20 protein-coding genes and 1 tRNA gene are annotated in these 24579 nt (G+C 36.3%); 5 read left to right on the top strand and 16 right to left on the bottom strand.

The genetic code is table 11. The annotated features are described in order from the left end of the window. Positions 1-435: 435 nt before the first annotated feature. From ppdK to AC4AGG_RS09020, 6 genes are all read right to left on the bottom strand, one after another. A complete protein-coding gene (gene ppdK / locus AC4AGG_RS09045; RefSeq protein WP_489771672.1) occupies positions 436-3180 on the bottom strand; it encodes a pyruvate, phosphate dikinase in 2745 nt (914 codons plus the stop codon). Positions 3181-3434: 254 nt separating this feature from the next. After that, a complete protein-coding gene (locus AC4AGG_RS09040; RefSeq protein WP_489771671.1) occupies positions 3435-3797 on the bottom strand; it encodes a cupin domain-containing protein in 363 nt (120 codons plus the stop codon). An 82-nt stretch (positions 3798-3879) separates the two neighbouring features. Next, a complete protein-coding gene (locus AC4AGG_RS09035; RefSeq protein WP_489771670.1) occupies positions 3880-4899 on the bottom strand; it encodes a LuxE/PaaK family acyltransferase in 1020 nt (339 codons plus the stop codon). 106 nt (positions 4900-5005) lie between these two features. Beyond that, complete coding sequence (locus AC4AGG_RS09030; RefSeq protein WP_489771669.1) at positions 5006-5392, bottom strand: GxxExxY protein; 387 nt, start codon at positions 5390-5392, stop codon at positions 5006-5008. A gap of 85 nt (positions 5393-5477) precedes the next feature. Next, positions 5478-6251, bottom strand: a complete 774-nt coding sequence (locus AC4AGG_RS09025; protein ID WP_489771668.1) for a UDP-2,3-diacylglucosamine diphosphatase — start codon at positions 6249-6251, stop codon at positions 5478-5480. Between the two features lie 93 nt (positions 6252-6344). Then, positions 6345-6788 carry a 6-pyruvoyl trahydropterin synthase family protein gene (locus AC4AGG_RS09020; protein WP_489771667.1) on the bottom strand — a complete coding sequence of 148 codons (444 nt, stop codon included), beginning with the start codon at positions 6786-6788 and terminating at the stop codon, positions 6345-6347. A 124-nt stretch (positions 6789-6912) separates the two neighbouring features. On the opposite strand from AC4AGG_RS09020, the gene AC4AGG_RS09015 reads away from it, so the two are divergent. Continuing rightward, positions 6913-6984 (top strand) — tRNA-Arg (locus AC4AGG_RS09015). 65 nt (positions 6985-7049) lie between these two features. Here the strand turns inward: AC4AGG_RS09015 and AC4AGG_RS09010 are convergent. Further along, positions 7050-8066 (bottom strand): M28 family metallopeptidase, encoded by a 1017-nt coding sequence (locus AC4AGG_RS09010; RefSeq protein ID WP_489771666.1) that lies wholly within the window; start codon positions 8064-8066, stop codon positions 7050-7052. Positions 8067-8135: 69 nt separating this feature from the next. Between AC4AGG_RS09010 and AC4AGG_RS09005 the strand changes: the two genes are divergently transcribed. Together AC4AGG_RS09005 and AC4AGG_RS09000 are read left to right on the top strand one after the other, a co-directional pair. Further along, positions 8136-9281, top strand: coding sequence for a methionine aminotransferase (locus tag AC4AGG_RS09005; RefSeq protein WP_489771665.1), 1146 nt, complete (start codon positions 8136-8138; stop codon positions 9279-9281). Between the two features lie 175 nt (positions 9282-9456). After that, entirely contained in the window at positions 9457-10605 is a 1149-nt protein-coding gene (locus AC4AGG_RS09000) for an aminotransferase class I/II-fold pyridoxal phosphate-dependent enzyme (RefSeq protein WP_489771664.1), read from the top strand. A gap of 271 nt (positions 10606-10876) precedes the next feature. On the opposite strand, the gene AC4AGG_RS08995 is transcribed toward AC4AGG_RS09000, so the two are convergent. From AC4AGG_RS08995 to AC4AGG_RS08980, 4 genes are all read right to left on the bottom strand, one after another. After that, a complete protein-coding gene (locus AC4AGG_RS08995) occupies positions 10877-13264 on the bottom strand; it encodes a sodium-translocating pyrophosphatase (protein ID WP_489771663.1) in 2388 nt (795 codons plus the stop codon). 106 nt (positions 13265-13370) lie between these two features. After that, entirely contained in the window at positions 13371-13982 is a 612-nt protein-coding gene (locus AC4AGG_RS08990; RefSeq protein WP_489771662.1) for an inorganic pyrophosphatase, read from the bottom strand. 68 nt (positions 13983-14050) lie between these two features. After that, positions 14051-14581, bottom strand: coding sequence for a DUF7935 family protein (locus AC4AGG_RS08985; protein ID WP_489771661.1), 531 nt, complete (start codon positions 14579-14581; stop codon positions 14051-14053). Between the two features lie 134 nt (positions 14582-14715). Next, positions 14716-15231 carry a GNAT family N-acetyltransferase gene (locus tag AC4AGG_RS08980; protein ID WP_489771660.1) on the bottom strand — a complete coding sequence of 172 codons (516 nt, stop codon included), beginning with the start codon at positions 15229-15231 and terminating at the stop codon, positions 14716-14718. Positions 15232-15471: 240 nt separating this feature from the next. On the opposite strand from AC4AGG_RS08980, the gene AC4AGG_RS08975 reads away from it, so the two are divergent. Both AC4AGG_RS08975 and AC4AGG_RS08970 read left to right on the top strand, forming a co-directional pair. Further along, a complete protein-coding gene (locus tag AC4AGG_RS08975; protein ID WP_489771659.1) occupies positions 15472-16671 on the top strand; it encodes an NAD(P)/FAD-dependent oxidoreductase in 1200 nt (399 codons plus the stop codon). Positions 16672-16744: 73 nt separating this feature from the next. Then, positions 16745-17719, top strand: coding sequence for a Tll0287-like domain-containing protein (locus AC4AGG_RS08970; protein ID WP_489771658.1), 975 nt, complete (start codon positions 16745-16747; stop codon positions 17717-17719). A gap of 116 nt (positions 17720-17835) precedes the next feature. On the opposite strand, the gene AC4AGG_RS08965 is transcribed toward AC4AGG_RS08970, so the two are convergent. The 5 genes from AC4AGG_RS08965 to AC4AGG_RS08945 form a co-directional block, all read right to left on the bottom strand. Beyond that, positions 17836-18042 (bottom strand): YgaP family membrane protein, encoded by a 207-nt coding sequence (locus AC4AGG_RS08965; RefSeq protein ID WP_489771657.1) that lies wholly within the window; start codon positions 18040-18042, stop codon positions 17836-17838. Between the two features lie 5 nt (positions 18043-18047). Then, a complete protein-coding gene (locus tag AC4AGG_RS08960; RefSeq protein ID WP_489771656.1) occupies positions 18048-18350 on the bottom strand; it encodes a hypothetical protein in 303 nt (100 codons plus the stop codon). Between the two features lie 61 nt (positions 18351-18411). Continuing rightward, positions 18412-21672 carry an efflux RND transporter permease subunit gene (locus AC4AGG_RS08955; RefSeq protein WP_489771655.1) on the bottom strand — a complete coding sequence of 1087 codons (3261 nt, stop codon included), beginning with the start codon at positions 21670-21672 and terminating at the stop codon, positions 18412-18414. A 110-nt stretch (positions 21673-21782) separates the two neighbouring features. Continuing rightward, entirely contained in the window at positions 21783-22880 is a 1098-nt protein-coding gene (locus AC4AGG_RS08950; RefSeq protein WP_489771654.1) for an efflux RND transporter periplasmic adaptor subunit, read from the bottom strand. A gap of 200 nt (positions 22881-23080) precedes the next feature. Then, entirely contained in the window at positions 23081-24388 is a 1308-nt protein-coding gene (locus tag AC4AGG_RS08945) for a TolC family protein (RefSeq protein WP_489771653.1), read from the bottom strand. Between the last annotated feature and the right edge of the window lie 191 nt (positions 24389-24579).

Raw genomic sequence — 24579 nt, 5'->3', positions numbered from 1 at the left:
AATGAATATTTTTTTATCATATTTATAGCGTTAACATAGCGATCCCAAAGCTCATGACTTCTGGGACAAAATAAAATATTACAGCTCAACTTCGGTTGAGCTTTTTTCATGTAACTGTAGCGCATCAAGTTTTATTTCTCTTAAAATCAGTCGTGAAATTTTCCACAAATACATGATTATTGTACTCTATAGTCAAATCTATTTAAAATGTCATGCTGACGAAGGAAGCATCTATATGATTCTTCGACTCCACTTCAGAACTTCGTTCGCAGACCTTCAGTCTGTGCTCAGAATGACAAACAAAAATATCATGACAAATTATTAAGATTTAACAATATTTTCAGCAATTATAGCGGAAAGTTTATCATGAAAAAAAATAAACGGGCTGCAAACCGAAATCTGCAACCCGTTCAATATAGAAAACAAAATGAAAGACTAACCTTCAAGCGCAGCTTGTGCTGCAGCCAATCTTGCGATTGGCACACGGAATGGTGAACAACTCACATAATCCATGTTCAAGTGATGACAGAACTTAACAGACTCTGGATCTCCTCCATGTTCTCCACAAATTCCGACTTTTAATTTTGGTTTTACACTTCTACCTTTTTCAACACCAATTTTAATCAATTCTCCAACTCCTGATTGGTCAATGGTTACAAATGGGTCATCTGTTAACAACTTAAGGTCAAGATATTTTGGTAAGAATCCTCCGATATCGTCTCTTGAGAACCCGAATGACATCTGAGTCAAGTCATTGGTACCAAAGCTGAAGAAATCTGCAACTAATGCAAGAGAATCTCCCTTCAATGCTGCTCTTGGTGTCTCAATCATCGTTCCATAAAGGAAATTAACTTTTTTAACACCTGTTTTTGCGCAAACTTCTTTGTGTACTCTATCCACAATTTCTTCTTGGTTGCTCAACTCCAATCTTCCCATTACTACAGGAATCATGATTTCTGGCATCGCTTTTTTACCTTCTTTAGCAAGTTCAGCAGCGGATTCTAAAATAGCACGAATCTGCATTTCTGTAATTTCAGGATAAGAAACTCCAAGTCTTACACCTCTGTGTCCTAACATTGGGTTGTTTTCGTGTAAAGCAAGAATTCTTCTGTTCAACACGCTCATTCTGATACCTAATTCTCTTCCTAATTCTTGTAATTTTTCTTTATCATGAGGAACAAATTCGTGTAAAGGTGGGTCAAGAAGACGAATCGTAACTGGACAGCCTTCCATTACTTCTAAAGTCGCTTTGATGTCTTTTTTAACAAATTTGAAAAGCTCATTCAACGCTACTTTACGTTCTTTTTCGGTGTCACTCATGATCATTTTACGAAGTAAGAATAATGGTTTTTCACTTCCTTCTCCGTAGAACATATGTTCTGTTCTGAATAATCCAATTCCTTCAGCTCCAAAATACAATGCTTGTTTAGCATCTTTTGGTGTATCAGCATTGGTTCTAACGCCTAATCTTTTAGCTTTTTCAACCAAAGTCATCAACGTTTTGTAAGATTGGTTTTTGTTAAGGTCTGTGTTGGAAAGTTCAAGAACACCTTCATAGAAAGCACCGCTTGTACCATTTAATGTCAACCAATCACCCTCATGGATTTTTTGACCTGTTTTAGTTTTGAAATATTTTTCTTTTTCGAAAATTTCTATGTCGCTACAACCAACGATACAACATTTACCCCAACCTCTTGCAACAAGAGCTGCGTGAGAAGTCATCCCTCCTTTTGTAGTAAGAATCGCTTGAGATTTGTGCATTCCGTCAACATCTTCCGGTGAAGTTTCTTCTCTAACTAAGATTACTTTTTCACCTTTTAATCCCCATTCAACAGCTTCTTCCGAAGAGAAAACTACTCGACCGATTGCTCCACCTGGACCTGCAGGAAGACCTTTTGCCAAAGCTTTGTGTTTTTTCTCTTCTTCAGGAGAAATCATTGGTAACAATAATTCGATTAACTGATTAGGAGCCACTCTCATAATTGCAGTATTGGCATCAATCAATTTTTCTTTGAACATATCTGCAGCCATTTTTACAGCAGCAACACCATTTCTTTTTCCTACTCTACACTGCAACATAAAGAGTTTTCCTTTTTCAATCGTAAACTCGATATCTTGCATATCTTTATAATGCTTCTCGAGACGTTTCTGAACTTCAAACAATTCTTTGTATTGTTTTGGCATGAATTCTTCTAACGTCATTAAGTTCTTAGAATGCTGGTTTTTAGAATTGTCATTAATTGGAGCTGGAGTTCTGATACCCGCTACAACGTCTTCACCTTGGGCGTTAACCAAATATTCTCCGTAGAAATGATTATCACCATTTCCTGGGTTTCTTGTGAAAGCAACACCTGTACAAGAATCTTCACCCATATTACCGAAAACCATTGCTTGTACGTTAACAGCAGTTCCCCACTCATCTGGAATTCTTTCGATTCTTCTGTATTCGATAGCACGTTTTCCGTTCCAAGATCCAAATACAGCTCCAACACCACCCATTAATTGATCCCAAGGTTTTTCAGGGAATTCAACTTTAAGATATTTTTTTGTTAAAGCTTTAAATTCTTTAACCAACTTCTTCAAATCATCTGCAGAAAGGTCAGTATCTAATTCAACGCCTTTGGATTTTTTCATTTCTTCCAAACGCTCGTCCATAATTTTACGGATTCCTTTTCCTTTTGCTGGCTCCAATCCACCTGCTTTTTCGATAACAACATCTGCATACATCATTACTAATCTTCTGTAAGCATCATAAGCGAATCTTGCATCACCTGATACTTCAATAAGACCTTTAACCGTTTCGTCATTAAGACCAATGTTAAGAACTGTATCCATCATTCCTGGCATTGATCTTCTTGCACCTGAACGTACAGAAAGTAAAAGTGGATCTTTAACATCTCCAAATTTTTTGCCCATGCCTTTTTCAACCAAAGCAAGTGCATTTTTAATTTGAGTTTCTAAAGTTTTAGGATAAGTTTTTTTGTGATTATAAAAGTATGTACAAACTTCTGTTGTAATAGTAAATCCTGGAGGAACAGGTAATTTCAGATCTTTGTGACCTGCCATTTCTGCAAGGTTTGCACCTTTACCACCTAAAAGGTTTTTCATAGATTCGTTACCATCTGCTTTTCCGTTTCCAAAGGAATAGACATACTTTTCTTCTTTTACTTTCGTAGCCATTATTGTTATTTTTTATTAATTTCAATTTCAACGGTTACGAATTTACGCTGATTAAGACTTGTGGTAAAAAAAAGAAAAATGATATATAACAGTATTGATAATTATCATAATTTTCAGACCAATAGAGTTAAGCGAAGGGATGATGGATGATGATGGAGTAATTATTCGCATTGATAGACTCGTGAAGTCACACAAAATCCTATCAAAGCTTTAGCAGCGATAAAAAACAGATGATATAAAATATGCAGAAAAGGTTATTCTTCTTCCCGATTCACCAAATCCATAGAAAACGCAGGCATACAAATCGCAACATATTCGCATTCTTCATCGAAAGGGTTGCTATATCTTACCCTCGCTCCTTTTTCTATTTTGATGCTTTTTCCTGCTTCTAAAATAATAATTTCCCCATCAATTTCAATTTGCTTTTTTCCTCTAAAAACCAAGGTGAATTCATCAAATTCTGGAGTTTGATAACGCTCGCTCCAACCTGGAGGTGCTACCATTCTTGCAATTGAAATCTCTGAATTGCCAGTTGTATTTCCCCAATGCTCTTCGATTAATTTACCGTCCGTCGTTGGGACTATAAAGGGATTATTTTGGATAATATATTTGCTCATTTTAAAATTCAAATTTACTTCAAATAAAACAATCTATTTAATTACAATTAAACAACTTATAATAAATTATTTAATTTCAAATTTACGAAACTAAAAGACTACAACCACGAACATCAGAATTATCAATCCGTCCTAAAACTTGGAATCTTGGGCTTAATAATTGGGAGCTACTGTCACGCTGAGCGGAGTCGAAGCGCCCCAAATCCTGAGTCGCAATAAAACTACAAGAATGTAGATTCGCTAAATCTATGATGTTAATTGCACCCGTCCTACCGTGCTCCATGTAAGACAACGGGTCTTCGGTATTTCGAATAAGAATCCTCATCCAGTTGGGTGTTTCATAAATATTATTTCCTAAAGAATAAGCTTGAGACAGCAATTCCGTCATAGAATATTCTGAAAAAATGCGCTCGGTTCCGAAACCTTTTTGCAGAATGCTCAAGAGTTCGTCTTTTGTCATTTCCTCCTTGCGACCTTTCATTCCGCCCGTTTCAATAATCGTAAGGTTGGAGGATTTTTTGATTTGTTGATTCGTAGATTCTAAATAATCCAAAAAGTCTAAAAGCGCGAACGAAACGCCAAAAAGCAGAACTTTTTTATCCTTTAATTCCTTTAATAAATCAAATAATTCTGCGTGATTGTAAAGGAAATATCCATTCTCTGATTTTTCTGATTTCTTCATCAAAAAATCCACCATATAAATTAGAGACGAATGTGGATTTTCGGAGTAATTAGGCAACAATCCTAAAAAAATAAAATCTTCAGGTTTTCCAATAAACTGCTCGAAGCTTTTATAAATACTTTCTTCATACAGCCCAAAATCTGCTATAAAATGCCTTGAGCGCGTCTGAATATTTGCTGTTCCTGAACTTTGGAAATAACTTTCGGTAGAGAAATTGTTATCCAAAATCAGATGCTTTTTGAACATCTCAATCGGCAAAAATGGAATTCCTTTTATGGTATTAACTTGGTCAGGATTGACATTTAGATAATCAACGAATTTTCGATAAACCTCTATGTTATCATACTGATAACGAAAAATTTCCAGACACGCAGACTGGAATTCTTCTTCATTTTTTATTTCAAAAATATTATTGACCATAATTTCTTTTACCACAGAGAAACGGAGTTCACAGAGATATTAGAATCAATTTCAATTACTCTATACTCTTTTTTTGATTGATTTAATATTACTTCTATCACTAAATTTACAATGAAATATTCCCATTTAAAACTCTTCGGTAACCGTTCTTGAATAGACTTTCATTAAAATTAATAAGTAATCCTAATTTGCATTTGCTCAATTTCAAATAGGTTATGATTTGTGCAAGATGAACATCATTAAGCTCATAACATGACTTTACTTCAACAATCACCTTTCCCTCAATTAATAAATCCAAACGATATCCAACGTCCAATTTCACTTCATCATAAATCAAAGGCATTGATTTCTGCCTTTCGACAGCTAATCCTGACTTTGAAATCTCATAAAACAAACATTCTTCGTATGCAGATTCCAACAAACCTGGTCCTAAATTTTTATGAATTTTAAGACCAGAATCAAAAACAATCTTTGAAATTTCGTTCTCGTGCATTTTTACTTTTTAACCACAGAGAAACGGAGTTCACTGAGTTTCTTTAATTCACAATTAATTCTCTGTGTCCACAATGTCTCCGTGGTTAATTCAATTCTTTTAATTCAAAACTATCTCCATCATAAACGCCATAAGTGAAGTAAGAAATCCAATCCCCTAAATTCACATATTTGGAATGATTGCCATTGACATCCAAATCAAGAACCATAGGCAAATGACGGTGTCCATAGACGAAATAGTCTATTTTATCGGTTTTAAGCTTTTCTTTTGAATAGATAATCAAAAACTCCTTGTCCTCGCCTAAAAACTCTTTATCCTCCTCTCCAGAAATCATTTTGTTTTTGGTCGAAAAATAAATCGCCATTTTCATAGCAATGTCCGGATGAAGCCATCTGAAAAACCATTGTGCAACTGGATTAGTGAACAATTTCTTCATTCGCTTATAGCCTTTATCACCAGGACCAAGACCATCACCATGCGCCAAAAGAAACTTCTTGCCAGAAAATTCAAAAAACTGCTTTTCAAAAAACACGGGAACACCTAATTCTTCTTCAAAATAAGACTTCATCCACAAATCGTGATTCCCAACAAAGAAATAGACTTCAATTCCACTGTCTTTTAACTCAGCTATTTTACCTAAAATTCTAACATATCCTCTTGGAACCACATGCTTCCATTCATGCCAAAAATCAAATAAATCACCCATTAAAAAAAGCACTTGCGCATCTTTTTTAATCTCATCTAACCAAGCAATAAACCTTGCTTCTCTTGGTTTGCTTAGTTCAGGAGTTGGCGCACCAAAATGCTGATCGGATGCGAAATATATTTTCTTATTAGGCTGTAATTGGATTTTCTTCATTTTTGAGTTTCGGGTAACGAGATTCGGGTTGCGAGGAAACAAGTCTCAAAAAAATATTCTTAAATTTATCAAATTAGCACAATCTCAAATTTTCTAATTATCCTCTGCAAACCATTCTCCGTATGAGTTTTCGGTTTCGTGAAGTTTCAAATAAGCTAATTGAATATGTTCTGGCAATTGATTTTTAATTTTATTGGCAATATCGTACAACATCATTTCACACGTCGGCTGATAATCACAGAAAATGACCTTATGTCCTTTCTGAGCCAAGTCTTCGCCTAAATTTCTATCAGGAGAACTTCCATTCACCAAAACCGCATGATCCCAAAGATCGATAATCTCTTGGTTAACAATCGTTTTTAGATCGCCAAAATCCATTACCATTCCGTTTTTAACATTATCGAGATCCTCAATCGGATTTCCTTTAACGGTAACAAAAAGTTTATAGGAATGTCCATGCACGTTTTTGCATTTCCCATCATAATTGTAAAGAACATGCGCCGTTTCGAACGTGAATATTTTGGTAATACGAATCATGACGCAAAGATAGGGAAAGATGATGGAAGTAGAAAAAGCCTTTGAAACTGTAAAAACATTTCAAAAATCATAATTTTCAATCTATTTTTAGATTGGTAATTTGTAAATTTGGACTTCCAAAAAAGGCTCCATAGTTCAACGGATAGAATAGAAGTTTCCTAAACTTTAGATCCAAGTTCGATTCTTGGTGGAGCTACAAAAAGAACCCTGTCAGAGTTTCGAACCCTGAAAGGGTTTTTTATTTAAAACAAACTGAATCAATTATTTATCACTGCTTCCGTCGACAACAATTCTGCTTTCTCGATTAGCTAATTCCCACGCAGTTGCAAAGACCAATTGGGTTCTTTTTTTCAGTAACTCGTAGTCGATTTTTTCGGGATCATCGGTTGCCTTATGATAATCAGCATGTATCCCGTCAAAATAAAAAATCGCTGGAATTCCTTTTTTTGCAAAACTGTAATGATCCGACCTATAATAAAGTCTATCTGGATCGTCTGGCTCATCGTAATCGTAGTTAAGATCTATATCAGTAGTTGATTCATTAGCTGTTTCGCTTATCTTCTTTAGATCAGAGGATAATTTTCCAGAGCCGATCACATAAACATATTGCTTCCCGACATTATCTTCATCAGCGCGGCCAACCATGTCCAAATTGAGATTAGCAACCGTATTTTTCAGTGGGAAAATTGGGTGGTCAACATAATATTGAGAGCCTAAAAGACCATGCTCCTCTCCTGTCAAGTGAAGAAATAAAATCGATCTTTTGGGACTATTCCCAGATTTTTTAGCAAGTTGAAAAGCTTGTGCTATTTCCAAAAGAGCTACAGTCCCACTCCCATTATCATCCGCACCATTATAAATCTTTTGAGATTTAATTCCAACATGATCGTAATGAGCAGAAATCACAATAATCTCTTCCTTTTTATCAGAACCTTCGATAAAAGCCAAGATATTTCGAGAGTCAGGTAAATTACCGTTCCATGTTTTAAGAAATGAAGAAGGAACCAATTGGTAGTAATCAGGCATTGCTTCAGGATGATCAATTCCCATTTTTTCATATTCCGCAACGATGTAATTCCCTGCTTTTAGATGCCCAATCGATCCTGTTTCTCTACCCAACATTTCGTCAGATGCAATAATGTAAAGACGCTTTTTGAGATCTTCGTTCGTAATCGATTGATAACCTTTTTGAAACAATTTTCCATCATATTCCACGGAAGTTGTTCCGCACGAACTCAATAATGTCAGAAAAATAGCGTTAAAAAAAAGTGACTTCATCTCCATTATATTTGCGATAAAAGTATTAAAATTATTGATAGAAAGTCCGTAATCCCATAAATTTACGAAATGAAATTATGCAGAAAACATTCAGGTAGCGATGTCACTATTTTTTCGGAAATGTCAGCATTGGCGCAACAATACGGAGCCGTCAATCTTTCGCAAGGTTTTCCTGATTATGAAATCGATGAACGTTTGAAGAAAATGCTTTCGGATTCAACCCACTCCAACTATAATCAATATGCTCCTTTGGGTGGTAATCTGCATCTTGTTGAAAATCTGATTGAATTTAACCAAAAAAGAAAAAATCCAATCCAAATTTCAAAACCAGAACTTACTGTTATTCCAGGTGCAACCTACGGAATCTACTGTGCTTTGGCAACTATCCTTCAACCCAAAGATGAAGTTATTGTGCTTGAACCGTGCTACGACAGTTATGTTCCTTCCATCGAAACCAATGGTGGAATGCCCGTTTTTGTAGGTCTTACTGAAAATTTTGAGGTAGATTGGGAGGCCTTGAAAGCTTCTATTACAGAAAAAACTAAAGCCATTATCATTAACTCTCCTCATAATCCAAGTGGAAAAATTTGGAAAAAGGAAGATTATGATCAACTTTGGGAAATTATAAAAGATGAAGAAATTTTCATAATTTCTGATGAAGTCTATGACCTTCTCATCTACGATCAGCACGAATTTTACAGTGCATTTCAACATCCTTTCCTTAAAGAAAGATGTTTAAGCGTTTTTTCATTTGGGAAAATGTTTCACATTACAGGTTGGAAGATTGGGTATATCCTCGCCAATGAAGAACTAAGTACCGCTTTTCGCAGGATTCATCAATATTTGACTTTTTCCGTTAATGCTCCGGGACAAGAAGCTTTAGCAAATTTTATTCAGGTTTTTGATGTGGAAGAAAATCGAAAAGTAATGGAATCCAAGAGAAATCTCTTCTGCGATTTGCTTTCGAAAACGCCATTCAAATTCGAGAAAAAAGCAGAAGGTGGATATTTTCAACTGGCAAACTTTAAAGAAATACAACCTAATCTGTCTGATAAAGAGTTTGCCGTCTGGTTAACCACTCAGTTAAAAGTGGCAGTTATTCCGGTTTCTGCGTTCTTTAACAACCATCAAAACACAGGGTTAGTAAGATTTTGTTTTGCAAAAAAAGAAGAAACCTTATACAAAGGATTTGAAAATCTAAAATTACTGCTCTAATTATCAATTACTTGCAATAAATCATTATTGAATTCATAATAATTACGAAAACTTAAATGATTATTTTATAAATTTAGTATCAAATTGCAAACGAAAAAACAAGCTTAAAAGCCATTTTTTGAGAATTTCAAATAGTTAAGCTTTTAACGGATACTAAAAACATAAAATAATCTGGATGATTTCTTTTAAAAAGGTACATTCCGGCAAGGACATCAACATTTTTACGCAAATTGCACAATTGGCGGAAAAGTATCATGCCGTAAACCTTTCCCAAAGTTCTCCAGATTATGATATCGACCCACGTTTGAAAGCTTTTGCACACGAGGCTTTGGAATATGACACCAATCCTTATGCATCGGAATTTTCTTTGCCTCTTCTTACTGAAAAACTAATTGAATTTAATTCACGAAGGATAAATCCGATAAAAGTCACAGAAAATGAAATGACTATTGTTCCGGGAGCGACTTACGCACTGCATATTGCTCTGGCATCCTTTATAGAACAGGGTGACGAAGTCATTATTATTGAACCGTGCTATGACACTTATGTTCCAGCAATTGAAATCCTAAAAGCGACACCAAAAATCGTAAGTCTTGACGAAAAATTCGAGATTAATTGGCAAGAGATTAAAGAGGCTATTACACCGAAAACCAAAGCAATCATTATTAACTCGCCTGGAAATCCGACAGGAAAAGTTTGGCAAAAAGAGAACTGGAATATCCTTTGGGAACTCATCAAAGACACTGATATGGTCGTTATTTCTGATGAAGTTTATGATATGGTGATATACGATGGCGTTGAATTCTATAGTGCTTTGCATCACCCTGAAATAAGTCAGCGATGCTTCTGCTTTTTCTCGTTCGAAAAGATGTTTCATATCTCTGGTTGGAAGGCAAGCTACGTTATTGCGCCAGAAGAATTTACCAAAGCTTTGAGGGACGTTCATCAATATCTTTGTTTCACGATTAATTACAGAAGTCAGTATGCGATTGCAAGATTCTTAGATGTTTTTGATCCAATAGAAAATCGACAATTCTTTCAGAAAAAACGAGACTTACTTCTTAATCTCATGTTAGATTTGCCTTTTGAAGTGGTCATGAAAGCAGGTGGCGGCTATGCTCAGACATTCGGTTTCAAATCGATTAATAGTCAAATGAGCGACCAAGAGTTTGCGGAATATCTCATTAAGAAATGCAAAGTCGCAACCATCCCTTATTCTGCTTTTTACAGAGACGAACGCAATACAGGTTATCTCCGATTTAGTTTTGCGAAGAAAGACGAAACTATAATCAGCGCCGTCGAAAATTTGAAAAAATACCTATAGTCAAATCTATTTAAAATGTCATGCTGACGAAGGAAGCATCTATATAGATTCTTCGACTCCACTTCAGAACTTCGTTCGCAGACCTTCAGTCTGTGCTCAGAATGACAAACAAGTATATCATGACAAATTATTAAGATTTAACTATATAGCATTTTACTCCCAATTAGACTTGGAATAAGCTCTAAAAAACTGAATTCAATTCACTAAAAAACCCTTTCAGAGAAAAGTCCGAAAGGGTTGATTTTAAATTTATAGAATTTAAATACTGATTTTATTCATGATGCTCTTTGCAAGCTGCTTTATCTTCTTTGTCACACGACTTTTTGCACTCCTTCCCTTTTGACTCGCATTCTTTTTTGCAATCTTTTCCTTCTGCTTCACATTTTTTCATACAAGCAGCATCACATTGTTTGCCTTCTTTTTCGCACATCTTCATGGTTCCACTCTCGTTTCCACAACCCATGCTTCCATGAGCAGAAGTTCCGCCCATCATTGCAGCATGCAAAGTTTCCATTTTATCTTTTCTATTCTGCTCAATTTTATCAGCGTGAATAACGGCTAAACTCGGAGCAATAACCAAAGAAACGATGGACATTAATTTAATTAAAATATTCATAGAAGGTCCAGAAGTATCTTTAAATGGATCTCCAACAGTATCACCAGTTACGGAAGCTTTGTGTGGTTCAGAACCTTTGTAGAAAGTTTCTCCATTGATATCCACTCCTTTTTCAAAAGACTTTTTAGCGTTATCCCAAGCTCCACCTGCATTATTTTGGAACATTCCCATCAATACTCCCGAAACGGTAGCGCCTGCAAGGAATCCTCCTAATACTTCTGGTCCGAAAACAAATCCAACCAAAAGCGGTGAAATAATAGCAATTGCACCAGGAAGTAACATTTTTTTGATAGACGCATCCGTAGAAATTGCCACACATTTTTCGTATTCTGGTTCTGCTTTTCCTTCAAGAATTCCAGGAATTTCACGGAACTGTCTTCTTACTTCTTCAACCATTGCCATCGCAGCTTTTCCAACCGCAGTAATCGCTAATGATGAAAAGATAAATGGAATCATTGCTCCAACAAATAATCCTGATAAAACATCCGCACGATAGATATCGATACCATCAATACCTGCAATCCCAACAAATGCAGCAAATAAAGCTAATGCTGTTAAAGCCGCAGAAGCAATCGCAAAACCTTTACCTGTTGCAGCAGTAGTGTTTCCAACTGCGTCCAAAATATCAGTTCTCTCTCTAACTTCTTTCGGTAATTCACTCATTTCGGCAATTCCACCCGCATTATCAGCAATCGGTCCGAATGCATCAATAGCCAACTGCATTGCAGTCGTTGCCATCATTCCCGCTGCAGCAATCGCAACTCCATAAAGTCCAGCACAAAGATAGGAGCCATAAATTCCCGCCGCCAAAACAAGAATTGGCAATAAGGTAGATTCCATACCGACAGAAAGTCCTCCAATAATGTTAGTCGCATGACCCGTCGAAGATTGTTTTACAATACTGTTAACTGGTCTTTTGCCCATTGCGGTATAGTATTCGGTAATGATTGACATCAAAGTACCTACAACTAAACCAACTATAATAGCTCCAAAAACTCCCATTTTGGTGAATTCATGACCTCTCAAAGTCATGCTATCAGGTAGTAAATAATTCACTAAAAAATACGAAGAAACCGCAGTAAGAACTATACTTCCCCAGTTTCCAAGGTTCAATGCATTTTGAACTGCAGCAACTCCAGCATTTCCTTTATCATTAATTTTCACGAAGAAAGTTCCTATGATAGAGAAGATAATTCCAACTCCTGCAATTAGCATCGGTAATAAAATTGGTGCAAATCCACCAAAATTATCTTGAGAAAAAGTTTCTCTTCCTAACACCATCGTTGCCAAAACCGTTGCCACATAAGAACCAAATAAATCCGCTCCCATTCCCGCAACATCTCCTACGTTATCTCCTACATTATCTGCAATTGTAGCTGGATTTCTTGGATCATCTTCAGGAATACCCGCTTCTACCTTACCAACTAAGTCAGCTCCAACATCTGCGGCTTTGGTATAGATTCCTCCTCCTACTCTCGCAAATAAGGCAATAGATTCAGCACCAAGGGAAAAACCAGTCAAAATCTCGATGGTTCTTTCCATTTCGTGAGTATCAACACCCGATTCTGGCGCAAATATTTGTTTAATTATAATGAAAAGTGCACCTAAACCAAGAACAGCTAATCCTGCAACCCCCATTCCCATTACCGATCCACCGGTAAAAGAAACCTTCAATGCTTTTGAAAGTGAGGTTTTGGCTGCTTCTGCGGTTCTTACGTTAGCTTTGGTTGCGATTTTCATCCCAATGTACCCAGCTGTTGCACTAAAAATAGCTCCTACGATAAAGGCAACCCCAATACTCCAATGAGAATTGGCATTGGAATATCCCATGATCCCTAAAAGTAGAGCTACAACAACAACAAAGTAGGCTAGGATTTTGTATTCGGCATGAAGAAAAGCCATGGCTCCGTCCGCAACATGTCCAGCAATGGACTTCATCTTGTCATTCCCATCACTTTGCTTTTTCACCCAATTGCTTTCAATAAACGTGTAGAGCAACGCGATGACACCAAAGACAGGCACTAAGTAAAATAATAAATTCATAGTTTGATATTTTAATGTAATAATTTAAAAAAATGTCGTTGCTAAAGATAAAAAAAACCGAGAAACTATCTAATAATTTCTCGGCTTTTTTAGTATGCATCAAGGATTAACCCCCAAATTTTCCTGCATAGTCCTTTTTAGAAGCAGTAATTACCTGCTTTGCATGTTCTGCACCATACACTAGGTCAATACGACATTTTGCAGGCTCATCCGGAAGATTTTTATAAGTTAGGAAATAATGCATCAATCTTTTTACTTCAGCTTCAGGTAATTCAGAAATGTCTCTGAAGTGACCAAAAGCATGGTCTCCCACCATTACTGCAACGATTTTGTCATCAGCTTCTCCTTTGTCAATCATCTTGAAACCTCCGATTGGAATAGCCTCCATCAAAAGTCCACCTGCATGAATATTGTGAGAACTTAATACACAAATATCCAAAGGGTCATGGTCTCCCATTTCTACATCAGAAGAACCACTTTCAATAGCCAATTTCTTTACTTCGTCATGACAGTATGTTCTTGGAATAAATCCATATAAAGCAGGAATAATGTTAGAAAACTGTTGTGGACGGTCCACTTTAAGGTATCCTGTTTGTTTATCAACTTCATATTTGATTGTATCAGAAGGTACAATCTCTACGAAAACATTTACTAATTCAGGAGAGTTTTCACCAGCTGAAATTCCATGCCATGGATGAGCTTTAAAATTTGGTATCATTCTATTTTGATAATTTATTTTTGATTAATAAAATTTAAAATTGTGTCGTTTTTTTGAATCAAGCAGCACTAAGTCATCATCAACATTTCTTTCCTAAGTTGCTCCATTGTCTCGGAAACATAATCCTGTTCTTCTTTAAGGTAATTCATTAGAAAGACAGTTTTGAAATCTTCCAGACTATTGTTTTCCGGAGTATTCTCATAAGTATCTCGTAATATCTTAATGACCATATTCTTAGAATCAACAATGTTTTGCCAAGTTATCTTGGTGATATATACTTGCTGTGACTTGTTATATTCAAACTCCTCGTTAATGGACTTTTCTGATAAAAAAAGAAATTCGTGCGGCGCCAACTTCTTATCAAACTTGGTCACCAAATTGGCTGGCTTTATTCTGTCCAAGTACAACATCATCCGTTCGTAAGCTTGGCTCTTATTTTCCGAATTTCCTTTTACGGTTAGTAATTTGAGTTCTTGATGCTTCAAATTAACATATTCCACCAAAAAACGCCTCATTAACATTACGATTGGTGCTACCAACAATATTGCAAAAAGGTACGGAAAAAATGGTTCTCGTAAAAGCTCGTCCAAAAAATTCATCTCGTTTTTTTTGTGGGCGCAAAAATAGGCATTTTTAATCTAAAACACAATGAGTTTCTTTTGTAGGCAAAATCACTGTTAATCAGATTTATAATAAAATCACAATGATTGGTAAAATTTACCAAAAGTACAATTCACAATCTCCAATTCGGTTTTTGAATTTGGTATTCGACATAGGTCTTTCCATTTGGATTAAATTCCCCGTTAAATTGAAATCCCATCTTCTCCATCGCCTTCCTCGAACGAAAATTTTGTGGTCCTGCTTGAAACTTCACCGTTTCTACATATTGAAAAATATAATCTAGCATTAATTCTTTAATTATTCGATTCGCTCCAGTCCCCCAATATTCCCTGCCATAGAAGGTATATCCTATATAAATTGAATTATCATCAACCGAATAATCATAAAACCTTGTACTCCCAATAACATCATCGGATAAGTCATCTAAAATCAAAAATGCTCCCTTGGAATTGATGGCATCATCAAAAAACTTTTGAAACTCTTCCTTTTTCCATCGATCTTTATTAGGATGTTGCTCCCAAATTAAAGGGTCAGAAGCAATATCATAAAGTCTGTCAAAGTCAGATTCTTGGAGTGGTATCAACTTAATTTTATCGCTTTCGAGCGTTGGTCGTAAAAAATTCGGCATCCATTAAAATTTCATCTAATTTAACTAAATACTTCTAAATCTCAGTATGAAACTAAGATCTAGTCATATTTTTAAATGTATTTACTTGAGAGTTATTAATCTACTAAACAGAAACTCATAAAAGTGATATTTATCATCCTTTTTTCTGCGTAATTCCAACGAAACGAAGGCTTTACTGTAACAAATGTTACTGCAATTGATTAGACTTAGATGGAACTTTGATGAAGTAAATTTAAAGTTATGAAAATCTTAGTTATAGGTGGAAATTTTGCAGGCTCAACCGCTGCAATGGAAATCAAAAGAAAACTGAAAGACCAAGTTGAAGTTACTTTGGTTGACCGAAATGATGATTTTATATACATCCCTTCCCTTATTTGGGTTCCGATTAAAAGAAGAGAAGTCAAAGATATTATGATTCCGAGACGTCCTATTTTAGAAAAAAAAGGAGTGAAATTCGTTAAGGATACCGCTTTAAGAATAGATTCAACTCAAAATAAAGTTTACGGCGAAAATGGGACTTACGATTACGATCATTTGATAATTGCAACTGGTCCCAAAGTCAATTTTGACATTGCACCAGGAGTTAAAGAAAATTCCTATTACATCGGAACGCCACCCAAAGCAATGGAAACAAGAGAAAAACTGGAAGCTTTCAAAAAAAATCCAGGTGATATTGTGATTGGTGCGACTCAGAACGCAGGTTGTATGGGCGCTGCATATGAATTTCTCTTTAATGTAGAAAAGTGGCTGCGTGAGCAAAATATTCGAAAAAGAGTCAATCTTTATTGGATAACACCGGAGCCTTATCTCGGACATTTTGGAATTGACGGAATGCCTTTAGGTGAAGCCATGTTGAAGAAATTCATGGAAATGTTTGATATCAAATTCCGCACGAATGTAGGCGTTAAAGAGGTTACAAAAGATAGTGTTATCTTATCGACTAGTGAAGAAATCAAGTCTCAATTCACGATGTTGATGCCACCTTTTATTGGGGTAGATTTTATTAAAAATTCGCCAGAATTGGAGACTCCTCCTAATGGTTTTATCCCAGTTCTTCCTAATTATAGACACCATAAAATACAAAATATTTGGGCAGCTGGCTTGGCGGTGGATGTCAAACCTCCTTTCGAACAAGGTGATGTTCCTTTCAGTGTTCCAAAAACGGGTTATCCAAGTGATGTCACCGGAAAAATTGTGGCTAAAAATATTGTAAAAACCATCCAAGGCAAAACGGATTTTATAGAAAAAGAATGGGGCAAAATTACAGGTCTCTGTATTATGGACGCAGGCAAAAAAGAAGTGATTATATTGAGTAATACGCTCTTCAAGCCAAGAGTTTTCGCGATCATGATGCCAAATGTGATTTATGATTTTACCAAAGTGATTCTTGAAAAATATTTCCTTTGGAAATTGAAAAATGGATATTCGTTCCTACCTTAAAGAGATGAAATGTTCAGCGTTAATTATTTAGAGTTGGTGTAATCTATTTTTAATTTGTTAATAATATTTCGATATGTTTTGTAAAAGAAGTTTTCCGTTGTTTTTGCTTGGAAGTTTGGTGATCTTTCAGCAATGTCAAAAATCCGAACCCAAATCTGAAATTAAAGAAGAAATCTCCACTGCAAAAGCCTCGGAAAAGCCCGATGGTCTGCAGTATGCCGAAGTCTTGTGCTATATCTGCCATTCGCCGACTGCATCCGAAAATGAGCGAACCGCCCCTCCAATGATAGCCATCAAAGCTCATTATTTGCAGGAAGGAATGTCTCGCGAAGAATTCGTAAAAGATTTGGTCACTTATACAAGAAATCCTTCTGAAGAAAATGCAAAATTACCAGGTGCGGTCAGAAGATTCGGATTAATGCCTCAACAGCCGATTCCGACTGATGAGCTTACTCAAATCGCTGAGTATATCTACGATTATAAAATTGAAGAACCCGATTGGTTTCAGGAACATTACAAAGCAAAATTTGGGAAAGAATTTGTTCAGGAAGGAAAAGAATTTGTTCAACAAACTAAATCTCCAAAAGAACAAGCCTTGAAATATGCGATGGAAACCAAGGAACTTTTAGGCAAAAATCTTCAAACCAAATTGAAACAAGAGGGTGCGGAAAGTGCCATGGAATTTTGTAATCTTCAGGCTATTCCTTTGACGAAATCTGTTTCTGACAAATATCAATTGTCTATTAAGAGAGTTTCGGATAAACCCCGAAATCCAGACAATTTAGCGAATGAAACCGAACGGAAATATATTGAGCTTTTCAAAACTGAAATTAAAAAAGGAACCAATCCTAAACCCACTGAAAATGAGGGATATCTCTACGTTCCAATTGTGAACAATTCCATGTGTTTGCAATGTCATGGCGTAAAAGGCACCAACATAAAGCCTGAAGTTGCCAAAAAAATCGAATCGCTTTATCCAAATGACCAAGCAACTGGTTACAAGGAAAACGAAATCCGAGGGCTATTTGTGGTAGAAATGCCAAAATAGGAACTCCCACAGACTCTCACAGATTTTAAAATCACTTTGTAATCGTAACTTTTTTCAAAAAAAAAATTGCGGTTATATATAATTTCACAAAATCTGTGGAATCTGTCGGATGTTTTCTAACATTTGCAGGAATTACCTTCGTCTTTAACACCCAATTTGTCTAAAATTGTGCTTAGCAAACACCAATTAGTAATGGAGCTTTGCAATAAATTTACCCCTACAAATCCGGTAAGCCATAACCAATTTTCGCTGACATAAATTCCTAATAATAGGCTCACCAAAATCATTGTTCCAGCGAAAGCATGTATAATTCTGTTTTTCATTTTATTTAAATTGATTTTTCAAGATTAAGAGTTGCAATATGCAAATGCGATAAAGACTCTTGTTTTGAATTGAAAATTTTTGCTTTTTCATAAATTGCTTCGACTGTGTCTTCTGCTGCAAATACAGTAAAAAGCAAAGAGTTGATTTCCGTGTGAGAGGAACCAAACCAATTCTCTAATTGGGTTTTATTTTCATTTTTATAACCATTTACTTTTTGGTAAGAGAAGGATTTTACCCCCGACTGAATCAGAATTTGTTTCACTTCTTTTTCAAATTCTTCTATGGCTGTTATTAATAAAAGTTTCATTTTTATAATTTATTTAAACCTTCAAGGTCATAAAAATAACCTTGAAGGCTTCATTAATACTTTAGTCAATATTCGGATTATAATCTTCATCATATTCTACGTTATCAGGAAGCATATCATTGTCAATATTTTTGTTGCCCTCCCATTTTTTTCGTTCTGTAATGTAGTAAATCAAAGGAATCACCAACAAGGTCAACAAAGTGGAAACAATGGCTCCAAACACTAATGAAATGGCTAATCCCTGAAAAATGGGATCAAAAAGAATAATCACAGCACCAATTACAACTGCTCCGGTTGTTAAAAGAATGGGCGTTGTCCGTACGGCACCTGCTTCAATAATGGCTTGCTTGATTGGAACGCCTTCATTCAAACGAATTTCTATAAAGTCAATAAGTAAAACCGAATTCCGAACCATGACTCCCGCTAAAGCAATCATTCCGATGAAGGATGTTGCGGTGAAAAAAGCTCCTAACAACCAGTGTCCGAGTACAATTCCAATCAAGGATAAAGGAATCGCAATCATCATCACAATTGGTGTTTTGAAGTTTTGGAACCAGCCCACAATCAACATGTAAATAATAATAATCACCACCGCAAACGCCACTCCCAAATCACGAAAAACCTCTAACGTAATCTGCCATTCACCATCCCATTTTACCGTATAATCTTCTTCGGAATCAGGTTGACCCATGTAGATTTCGTTCAAAGAATAACCATTAGGAAGTTGGATTTTTTTCAATTTTTCTTCCATTCCTAAAATTGCATACGCGGGACTTTCCAATCCTCCCGCCATATCTGCTAACACGTAAACCACTCGTTTTTGGTCTTTTCTGTAAATGGATTTTTGCAAAGTATCTTGCTTCACAGTTGTCAAATCTCCAATCGGAACCATTCCCATTTGACCTTTCACTTTCACATCGGTAATTTCCTGAATATTGGTTTTGTCGGCGTCATTCAACTTCATTACAATATCAATCGGGTCGTTCGATTTTTCGTCGTACAGATTTCCAATCGAATGTTCTCCTATCAAATACGTCAAATTACCTACGATTTGTTGAGGTGCAACACCGTTGAGCATTGATTTTTCCTTGTCAGCAACAATTTTAAATTCCGTTTGTGGTGCTTCCACCATCCAATCCACATCGACCACGTCATCGGTTTTCTTCAAAATATTTTCGACGTTCTGACCGATTTTAATTTGCTCGTCATAATTGGGCCCATAAACTTCTGCAACAATGGTTGACAAAACCGGAGGTCCCGGTGGAACTTCAACAATTTTGACATTAGCTCCGTATTTAGTTGCAATTTTTTGAATTTGAGGTCTGATTTTTTTCGCAATATCATGACTTTGTAAATCACGGTCTTCCTTGTGTAAAAAGTTTACCTGAATATCAGCCGTATTGCTCTGCCCACGCATATCATAATGTCGCACCAAACCATTGAAAGTAATCGGAGCAGAACACCCGACATAACTTTGATAGTTCACCACTTCTGGAACCGTTTTGATGTATTGAGCAATATCCTGAGCAACGACAGCCGTACGTTCTAACGTCGTTCCCTCGGGCATGTCAATCACCACTTGTACTTCATTTTTATTATCAAAAGGCAACATTTTTACCGCAACCCATTTGGTGAAAAATGCCGCAACAGAAACCAGTAAAAGCACGACTGTAACTGCCATCATTGTCCATCTTTTCGACTTACTGTCTAAAAGTGGTTGTTCAATTTTTTTGTAAATTTTATAAATACGATTGGTTTCTAAACCATGCTCTTCTTTGTGTTCCTGATCGTCTTTTACTTTCAATAAATGGTAGCCCAGATAAGGCGTAATCGTTAAGGCAATGAACAACGACAACAACATCGCAATAGACGCACCAATAGGCATCGGACTCATATATGGCCCCATCATTCCGGACACAAAAGCCATTGGCAAAATAGCAGCAATCACCGTAAAGGTTGCTAAAATGGTAGGATTTCCAACTTCATTAATCGCAAAAATAGCAGCTTGTTTGAAAGGCAATTTCTTCATGTGAAAATGTCGGTGCATATTTTCGGCAATAATGATACTGTCGTCCACCACAATTCCCACCACAAAAACCAAAGCAAAAAGCGTAATTCGGTTGAGCGTGTAACCCAAAATATAATAACTAAATAAGGTCAATGCAAAGGTCAAAGGCACGGAAAGGAAAACCACCAATCCACCTCTCCATCCCATCGCTAACATCACCAACAAGGTTACAGCAAGAATGGCAACACCTAAGTGCATCAACAATTCTGAAACCTTATGAGATGCAGTTTCGCCATAGTTCCGGGTGACTTCTACATGTACATCATTGGGAATTAAATTCTTTTTTAACCCTTCTACTTTTTCTAAAATTTGTTCAGAAATTTTCATCGCATCGGCTCCTTTTACTTTCGAAACCGAAACTGTAATCGCAGGATATTCCGATTGAAATTTCTTTCCGTTTTCAACGGCGTTTCCATAACCAAAGCTTACATAATCCGAAGGCGAAGCCGGACCATCATCTACGGTTGCAATCTGTTTTAAATAAACGGGCATATTCTGTGAAGTTCCAATCACTAAATTTTCAACGTCTTCTGAAGAATTTAAAAATTGTCCGGTCGTTAAGAGATATTCTTCATCATTGGCATCAAAACTACCCGATTGAGAACTTCCGTTATTGGCTTGGATCATTTGCATCACCGAAAGGGCATCAACATTGAGCTCCGCCATTTTATCTTTATCCAAAATCACTTTCAACTGACGGTTTCTTCCACCAATGACTTTGGTTAAAGAAACATCTTTTACTTTTTTGATTTCAGAAGACAATTCTTCCCCAATTTGACGCAGTTGGTAATCATCGTATTTTTCACTCCAAAGCGTGAGTCCCAACATCGGAACATCATCAATAGAACGGGTTTTCACCATTGGTTCCATGATGCCTTTTGGGAAAATATCTTTGTGCTTCATCAGTTCATCATACAACTTCACATAAGAACGTTCGGCATCTTCGCCCACATAAAACTGTACGATTATCATCGCACGTCCATTCATTGCCATCGCATGAATATGTTCAACACCTTTGATATTGGAAATCATTTTCTCCAATGGTTTTACCACACGACTTTCCACTTCCTTGGGTGATGCACCGGGATAACCGACCATTACATCCGCCATCGGCACAATAATCTGTGGCTCTTCTTCTCTGGGTATGAGTGTGGAACTGTAAACCCCTATAATCATCAATGCAATCATCAACAAAATGGTGAGTTTTGAATTGATAAAAAATTCGGCGATACGTCCTGCAAATCCTTTTTCCATAATATTTTTAATTTAAAAATGTATCAATTAAGTAATGTAACAGTTTACCAATTTACTAATGTAGCAATGAGATCCATCTCAAATAATTGTTATACTGTTACATTGATACATTATTGAATTGACACCTTAGCTCCGTTAAACAATTTTCCGTTGGCGGAAACGATATAGGCTTCATTGGCGTTGAGGCCGGATAAAACTTCAACCTGATCACCAAAAGTTTTTCCAATTTTTATCCATCTGAGAACTGTGGTTTTTTGCTCACTTACAGTATAAACTCCAGTTAATTGCCCGTTCTCCACCAAAGCTGATTTTGGAATGACAACAGATTGCCCGAAATCCTGATTAGCCCCTTTTGTATCTTTGAATGGAAACTGAGCGTTGACAAACATTCCCGGCAATAAGTCTTTTGACGCAGGCATTTTGATTTTAACCAAATATTGTCCGCCCGTATTAGAAGACGATTTTGAAATTTCAGAAACATGTCCAATCAGTTCTATTCCGGTAGATTTTAAAGTCACCTGAACTGGTATTCCTTGAGTGATAGAGGTGATATATTTTTCAGAAAGTAAAATTTCAGCTTGCAATGTTGATGGAGATTCTATCGTCAACAAAGGCATTCCAGGACTTGCCATATCGCCTTGTTGAGCAAATTTTGCAGTCACTGTTCCTGAAATAGGTGCTGTAATATTGGTATATTTATACTGAGCGTCAACCTCGCCCTTCATTTGTTTTGCGGCTTGAAGGCCAGCTTCTGCCATCTCAAATCTGGTTCTCATGTCGTCCAATTCTTTTTGAGAAGCACTTTCTGTATTGTATAAATTTTGAAAACGTTCAAAATCTTTTTTCGCTGAATTGTAATTAGCTTGTGCCTGTGCAATCTGTGCATTAGCTTGTCCTCCTTTCGCTTGAATGTCTGTTGCGTTGATGCTCACCAAAGGTTGTCCTGCACTAACATTTTGCCCAACTTCTACATTCATGGAAGTGATGTAACCCATGATTCGGGTAGAAACATTCACGGAATTTTTTGCGACTAATTTTCCACTGGAAGTTACCATAGAACCTGAAATTTCTCCAGATTCGGATTTGGTATTGCTCACGGTAACCACAATTGGCTTTTGGTTGGTAGTTGCTGATTTTTCTTCGGATGAAGAACAGCTTGTAAGAATGATTGTTCCAAAAAGGAACGTGTGAATGATATATTTTTTCATAATGATTCTTTTAATGTTCAAATAGTTTATTGAGAGATTCTTCACTGCACTTCGTTTCGTTCAGAATGACAGTTGTTTCAATTGGATTTTAATAGCCCCGATTGCAGCGACATCCTTTTTGTGAGGAGGAAACGACGAACAAAAAGATATAGTACTTCGACTTCGCTCAGTATAAACTGCAAGTGGAAATAGCTCCTCATTTAATTCTGCAAAAATTTATAATATTCCAAAGCGAGATTGTACTCGAAAATGGCTTGCTGATATTCTAATTCCTTTTGTGCCATTGTAGTTTCGGAAGTCAATAAATCGGCTGATTTCTCCAAACCTTGGTCATAACGATTCTTGCGAATTCGATAGGCTTCCTGACTTTGTTCCCATGCCAATTTAGTGAGCGTTACTTTGTTGTCGGCATCTGAAACTTGACGGGAAGCTTTGTTCAATTCCAACTGACTTTGTTTGTTATATTGCTCAATTTCAGTTTGCGCCTTCGTGAGTTCGGCTTTGTATTTTTGTTGGTCGCTTTTGGATTTTAAACCGTCAAAAACATTCCAAGACAATTGCAAACCTGCGAGATAACCATTGGCGCCAAATTGAGCGAATTTGTTATCGTACATCTCAAAACTCCCGAAAGCATTAAGCTTGGGCAAAAATTTAGCTTTACTGGATTTAATCATCCAATCATAGGCTTCCAAAGATTTTTGATAGGCTTGCAAATCCTTTCGATTGACATTAAGGGAAACCTCTTGGTCGATGATGTTAGAATTATAGGTCAGTTTTTCCGTAGGTTCGAGAACTTTATTGGTTGAGTCTTCGTCCAAAAGGAAATACAAATAATCCGAAGCATTTCTGATATTAGATTTCGCATATTGAATTTGAGATTCGATTTCCTTTACTCGAACGTCCATATACAAAACTTCGGTCTTCTGAACCATTCCGTTTTTGTAGTAATTATCTACCACTTTTTTGTTGGCAAACGTCGTGGTTTTGGCATCTTCCATGGTTTCTAACATTCTATAAGCCAACTGCAATTGCATGTATGCTTTTTTGAGTTCGAACTGAACGTATTCCTTGGTGCGTTCGGTTTTAATTTTCAAAACATCTGCTTTTACCTGACCTGCTTTTTTCTGATAAACCGCATCCATATTGATGATAGGTTGTTGTACTTCTAATTTGGTAGCGAAATTGGAAATCGCTTTTGGGTCATTGAGAGAATTAGGATCAAAATCCATTGCTGAAATCCTTTCCTGATTGAGTTTGGAACCGAATGCATACAAAGGATTATTGGTGTTGGAAAACGTATAAGACGCGTTAACATTGGGCAAATACATGGCACGAGTTCCCAAAAGTTCGGTTTCTGCAAGTTGGGCTTCGTTTTGAGCCATTCTCACTTGCAGATTATTATCTAAAATCTTTTGTTCGAGATCCGAATGGGAAATTGGAATGACTTCCTGCGAAAAGCTTTTCACAAACGGCAGAACAATTAACAATGGTAAAAAATACTTTTTCATTGAAGAATTATTTTCTAAATATTATAGATTGTATTTATTGAATTATGGATGGAAATTAAACTCCATCTATTTTAATGCAAAAGTATCAGGGTAATAATTCTTAGGCAGTAACTAATGTTACATTCGATGAGATAAAACAAAAACGCTGGAAAAATCCAACGTTTTATTTATTTATTTTTTTGAAAAATTTA

Source organism: Chryseobacterium sp. CG10_8 (assembly GCF_058117085.1).
This window is presented reverse-complemented; position numbering and strand designations above follow the sequence as displayed.

Bases quoted from the DNA above. Each gene is read 5' to 3' on its own strand.
- ppdK (WP_489771672.1), bottom strand. From the start codon at position 3,180: ATGGCTACGAAAGTAAAAGAAGAAAAGTATGTCTATTCCTTTGGAAAC.
- AC4AGG_RS09040 (WP_489771671.1), bottom strand. From the start codon at position 3,797: ATGAGCAAATATATTATCCAAAATAATCCCTTTATAGTCCCAACGACG.
- AC4AGG_RS09035 (WP_489771670.1), bottom strand. From the start codon at position 4,899: ATGGTCAATAATATTTTTGAAATAAAAAATGAAGAAGAATTCCAGTCT.
- AC4AGG_RS09030 (WP_489771669.1), bottom strand. From the start codon at position 5,392: ATGCACGAGAACGAAATTTCAAAGATTGTTTTTGATTCTGGTCTTAAA.
- AC4AGG_RS09025 (WP_489771668.1), bottom strand. From the start codon at position 6,251: ATGAAGAAAATCCAATTACAGCCTAATAAGAAAATATATTTCGCATCC.
- AC4AGG_RS09020 (WP_489771667.1), bottom strand. From the start codon at position 6,788: ATGATTCGTATTACCAAAATATTCACGTTCGAAACGGCGCATGTTCTT.
- AC4AGG_RS09010 (WP_489771666.1), bottom strand. From the start codon at position 8,066: ATGAAGTCACTTTTTTTTAACGCTATTTTTCTGACATTATTGAGTTCG.
- AC4AGG_RS09005 (WP_489771665.1), top strand. From the start codon at position 8,136: ATGAAATTATGCAGAAAACATTCAGGTAGCGATGTCACTATTTTTTCG.
- AC4AGG_RS09000 (WP_489771664.1), top strand. From the start codon at position 9,457: ATGATTTCTTTTAAAAAGGTACATTCCGGCAAGGACATCAACATTTTT.
- AC4AGG_RS08995 (WP_489771663.1), bottom strand. From the start codon at position 13,264: ATGAATTTATTATTTTACTTAGTGCCTGTCTTTGGTGTCATCGCGTTG.
- AC4AGG_RS08990 (WP_489771662.1), bottom strand. From the start codon at position 13,982: ATGATACCAAATTTTAAAGCTCATCCATGGCATGGAATTTCAGCTGGT.
- AC4AGG_RS08985 (WP_489771661.1), bottom strand. From the start codon at position 14,581: ATGAATTTTTTGGACGAGCTTTTACGAGAACCATTTTTTCCGTACCTT.
- AC4AGG_RS08980 (WP_489771660.1), bottom strand. From the start codon at position 15,231: ATGCCGAATTTTTTACGACCAACGCTCGAAAGCGATAAAATTAAGTTG.
- AC4AGG_RS08975 (WP_489771659.1), top strand. From the start codon at position 15,472: ATGAAAATCTTAGTTATAGGTGGAAATTTTGCAGGCTCAACCGCTGCA.
- AC4AGG_RS08970 (WP_489771658.1), top strand. From the start codon at position 16,745: ATGTTTTGTAAAAGAAGTTTTCCGTTGTTTTTGCTTGGAAGTTTGGTG.
- AC4AGG_RS08965 (WP_489771657.1), bottom strand. From the start codon at position 18,042: ATGAAAAACAGAATTATACATGCTTTCGCTGGAACAATGATTTTGGTG.
- AC4AGG_RS08960 (WP_489771656.1), bottom strand. From the start codon at position 18,350: ATGAAACTTTTATTAATAACAGCCATAGAAGAATTTGAAAAAGAAGTG.
- AC4AGG_RS08955 (WP_489771655.1), bottom strand. From the start codon at position 21,672: ATGGAAAAAGGATTTGCAGGACGTATCGCCGAATTTTTTATCAATTCA.
- AC4AGG_RS08950 (WP_489771654.1), bottom strand. From the start codon at position 22,880: ATGAAAAAATATATCATTCACACGTTCCTTTTTGGAACAATCATTCTT.
- AC4AGG_RS08945 (WP_489771653.1), bottom strand. From the start codon at position 24,388: ATGAAAAAGTATTTTTTACCATTGTTAATTGTTCTGCCGTTTGTGAAA.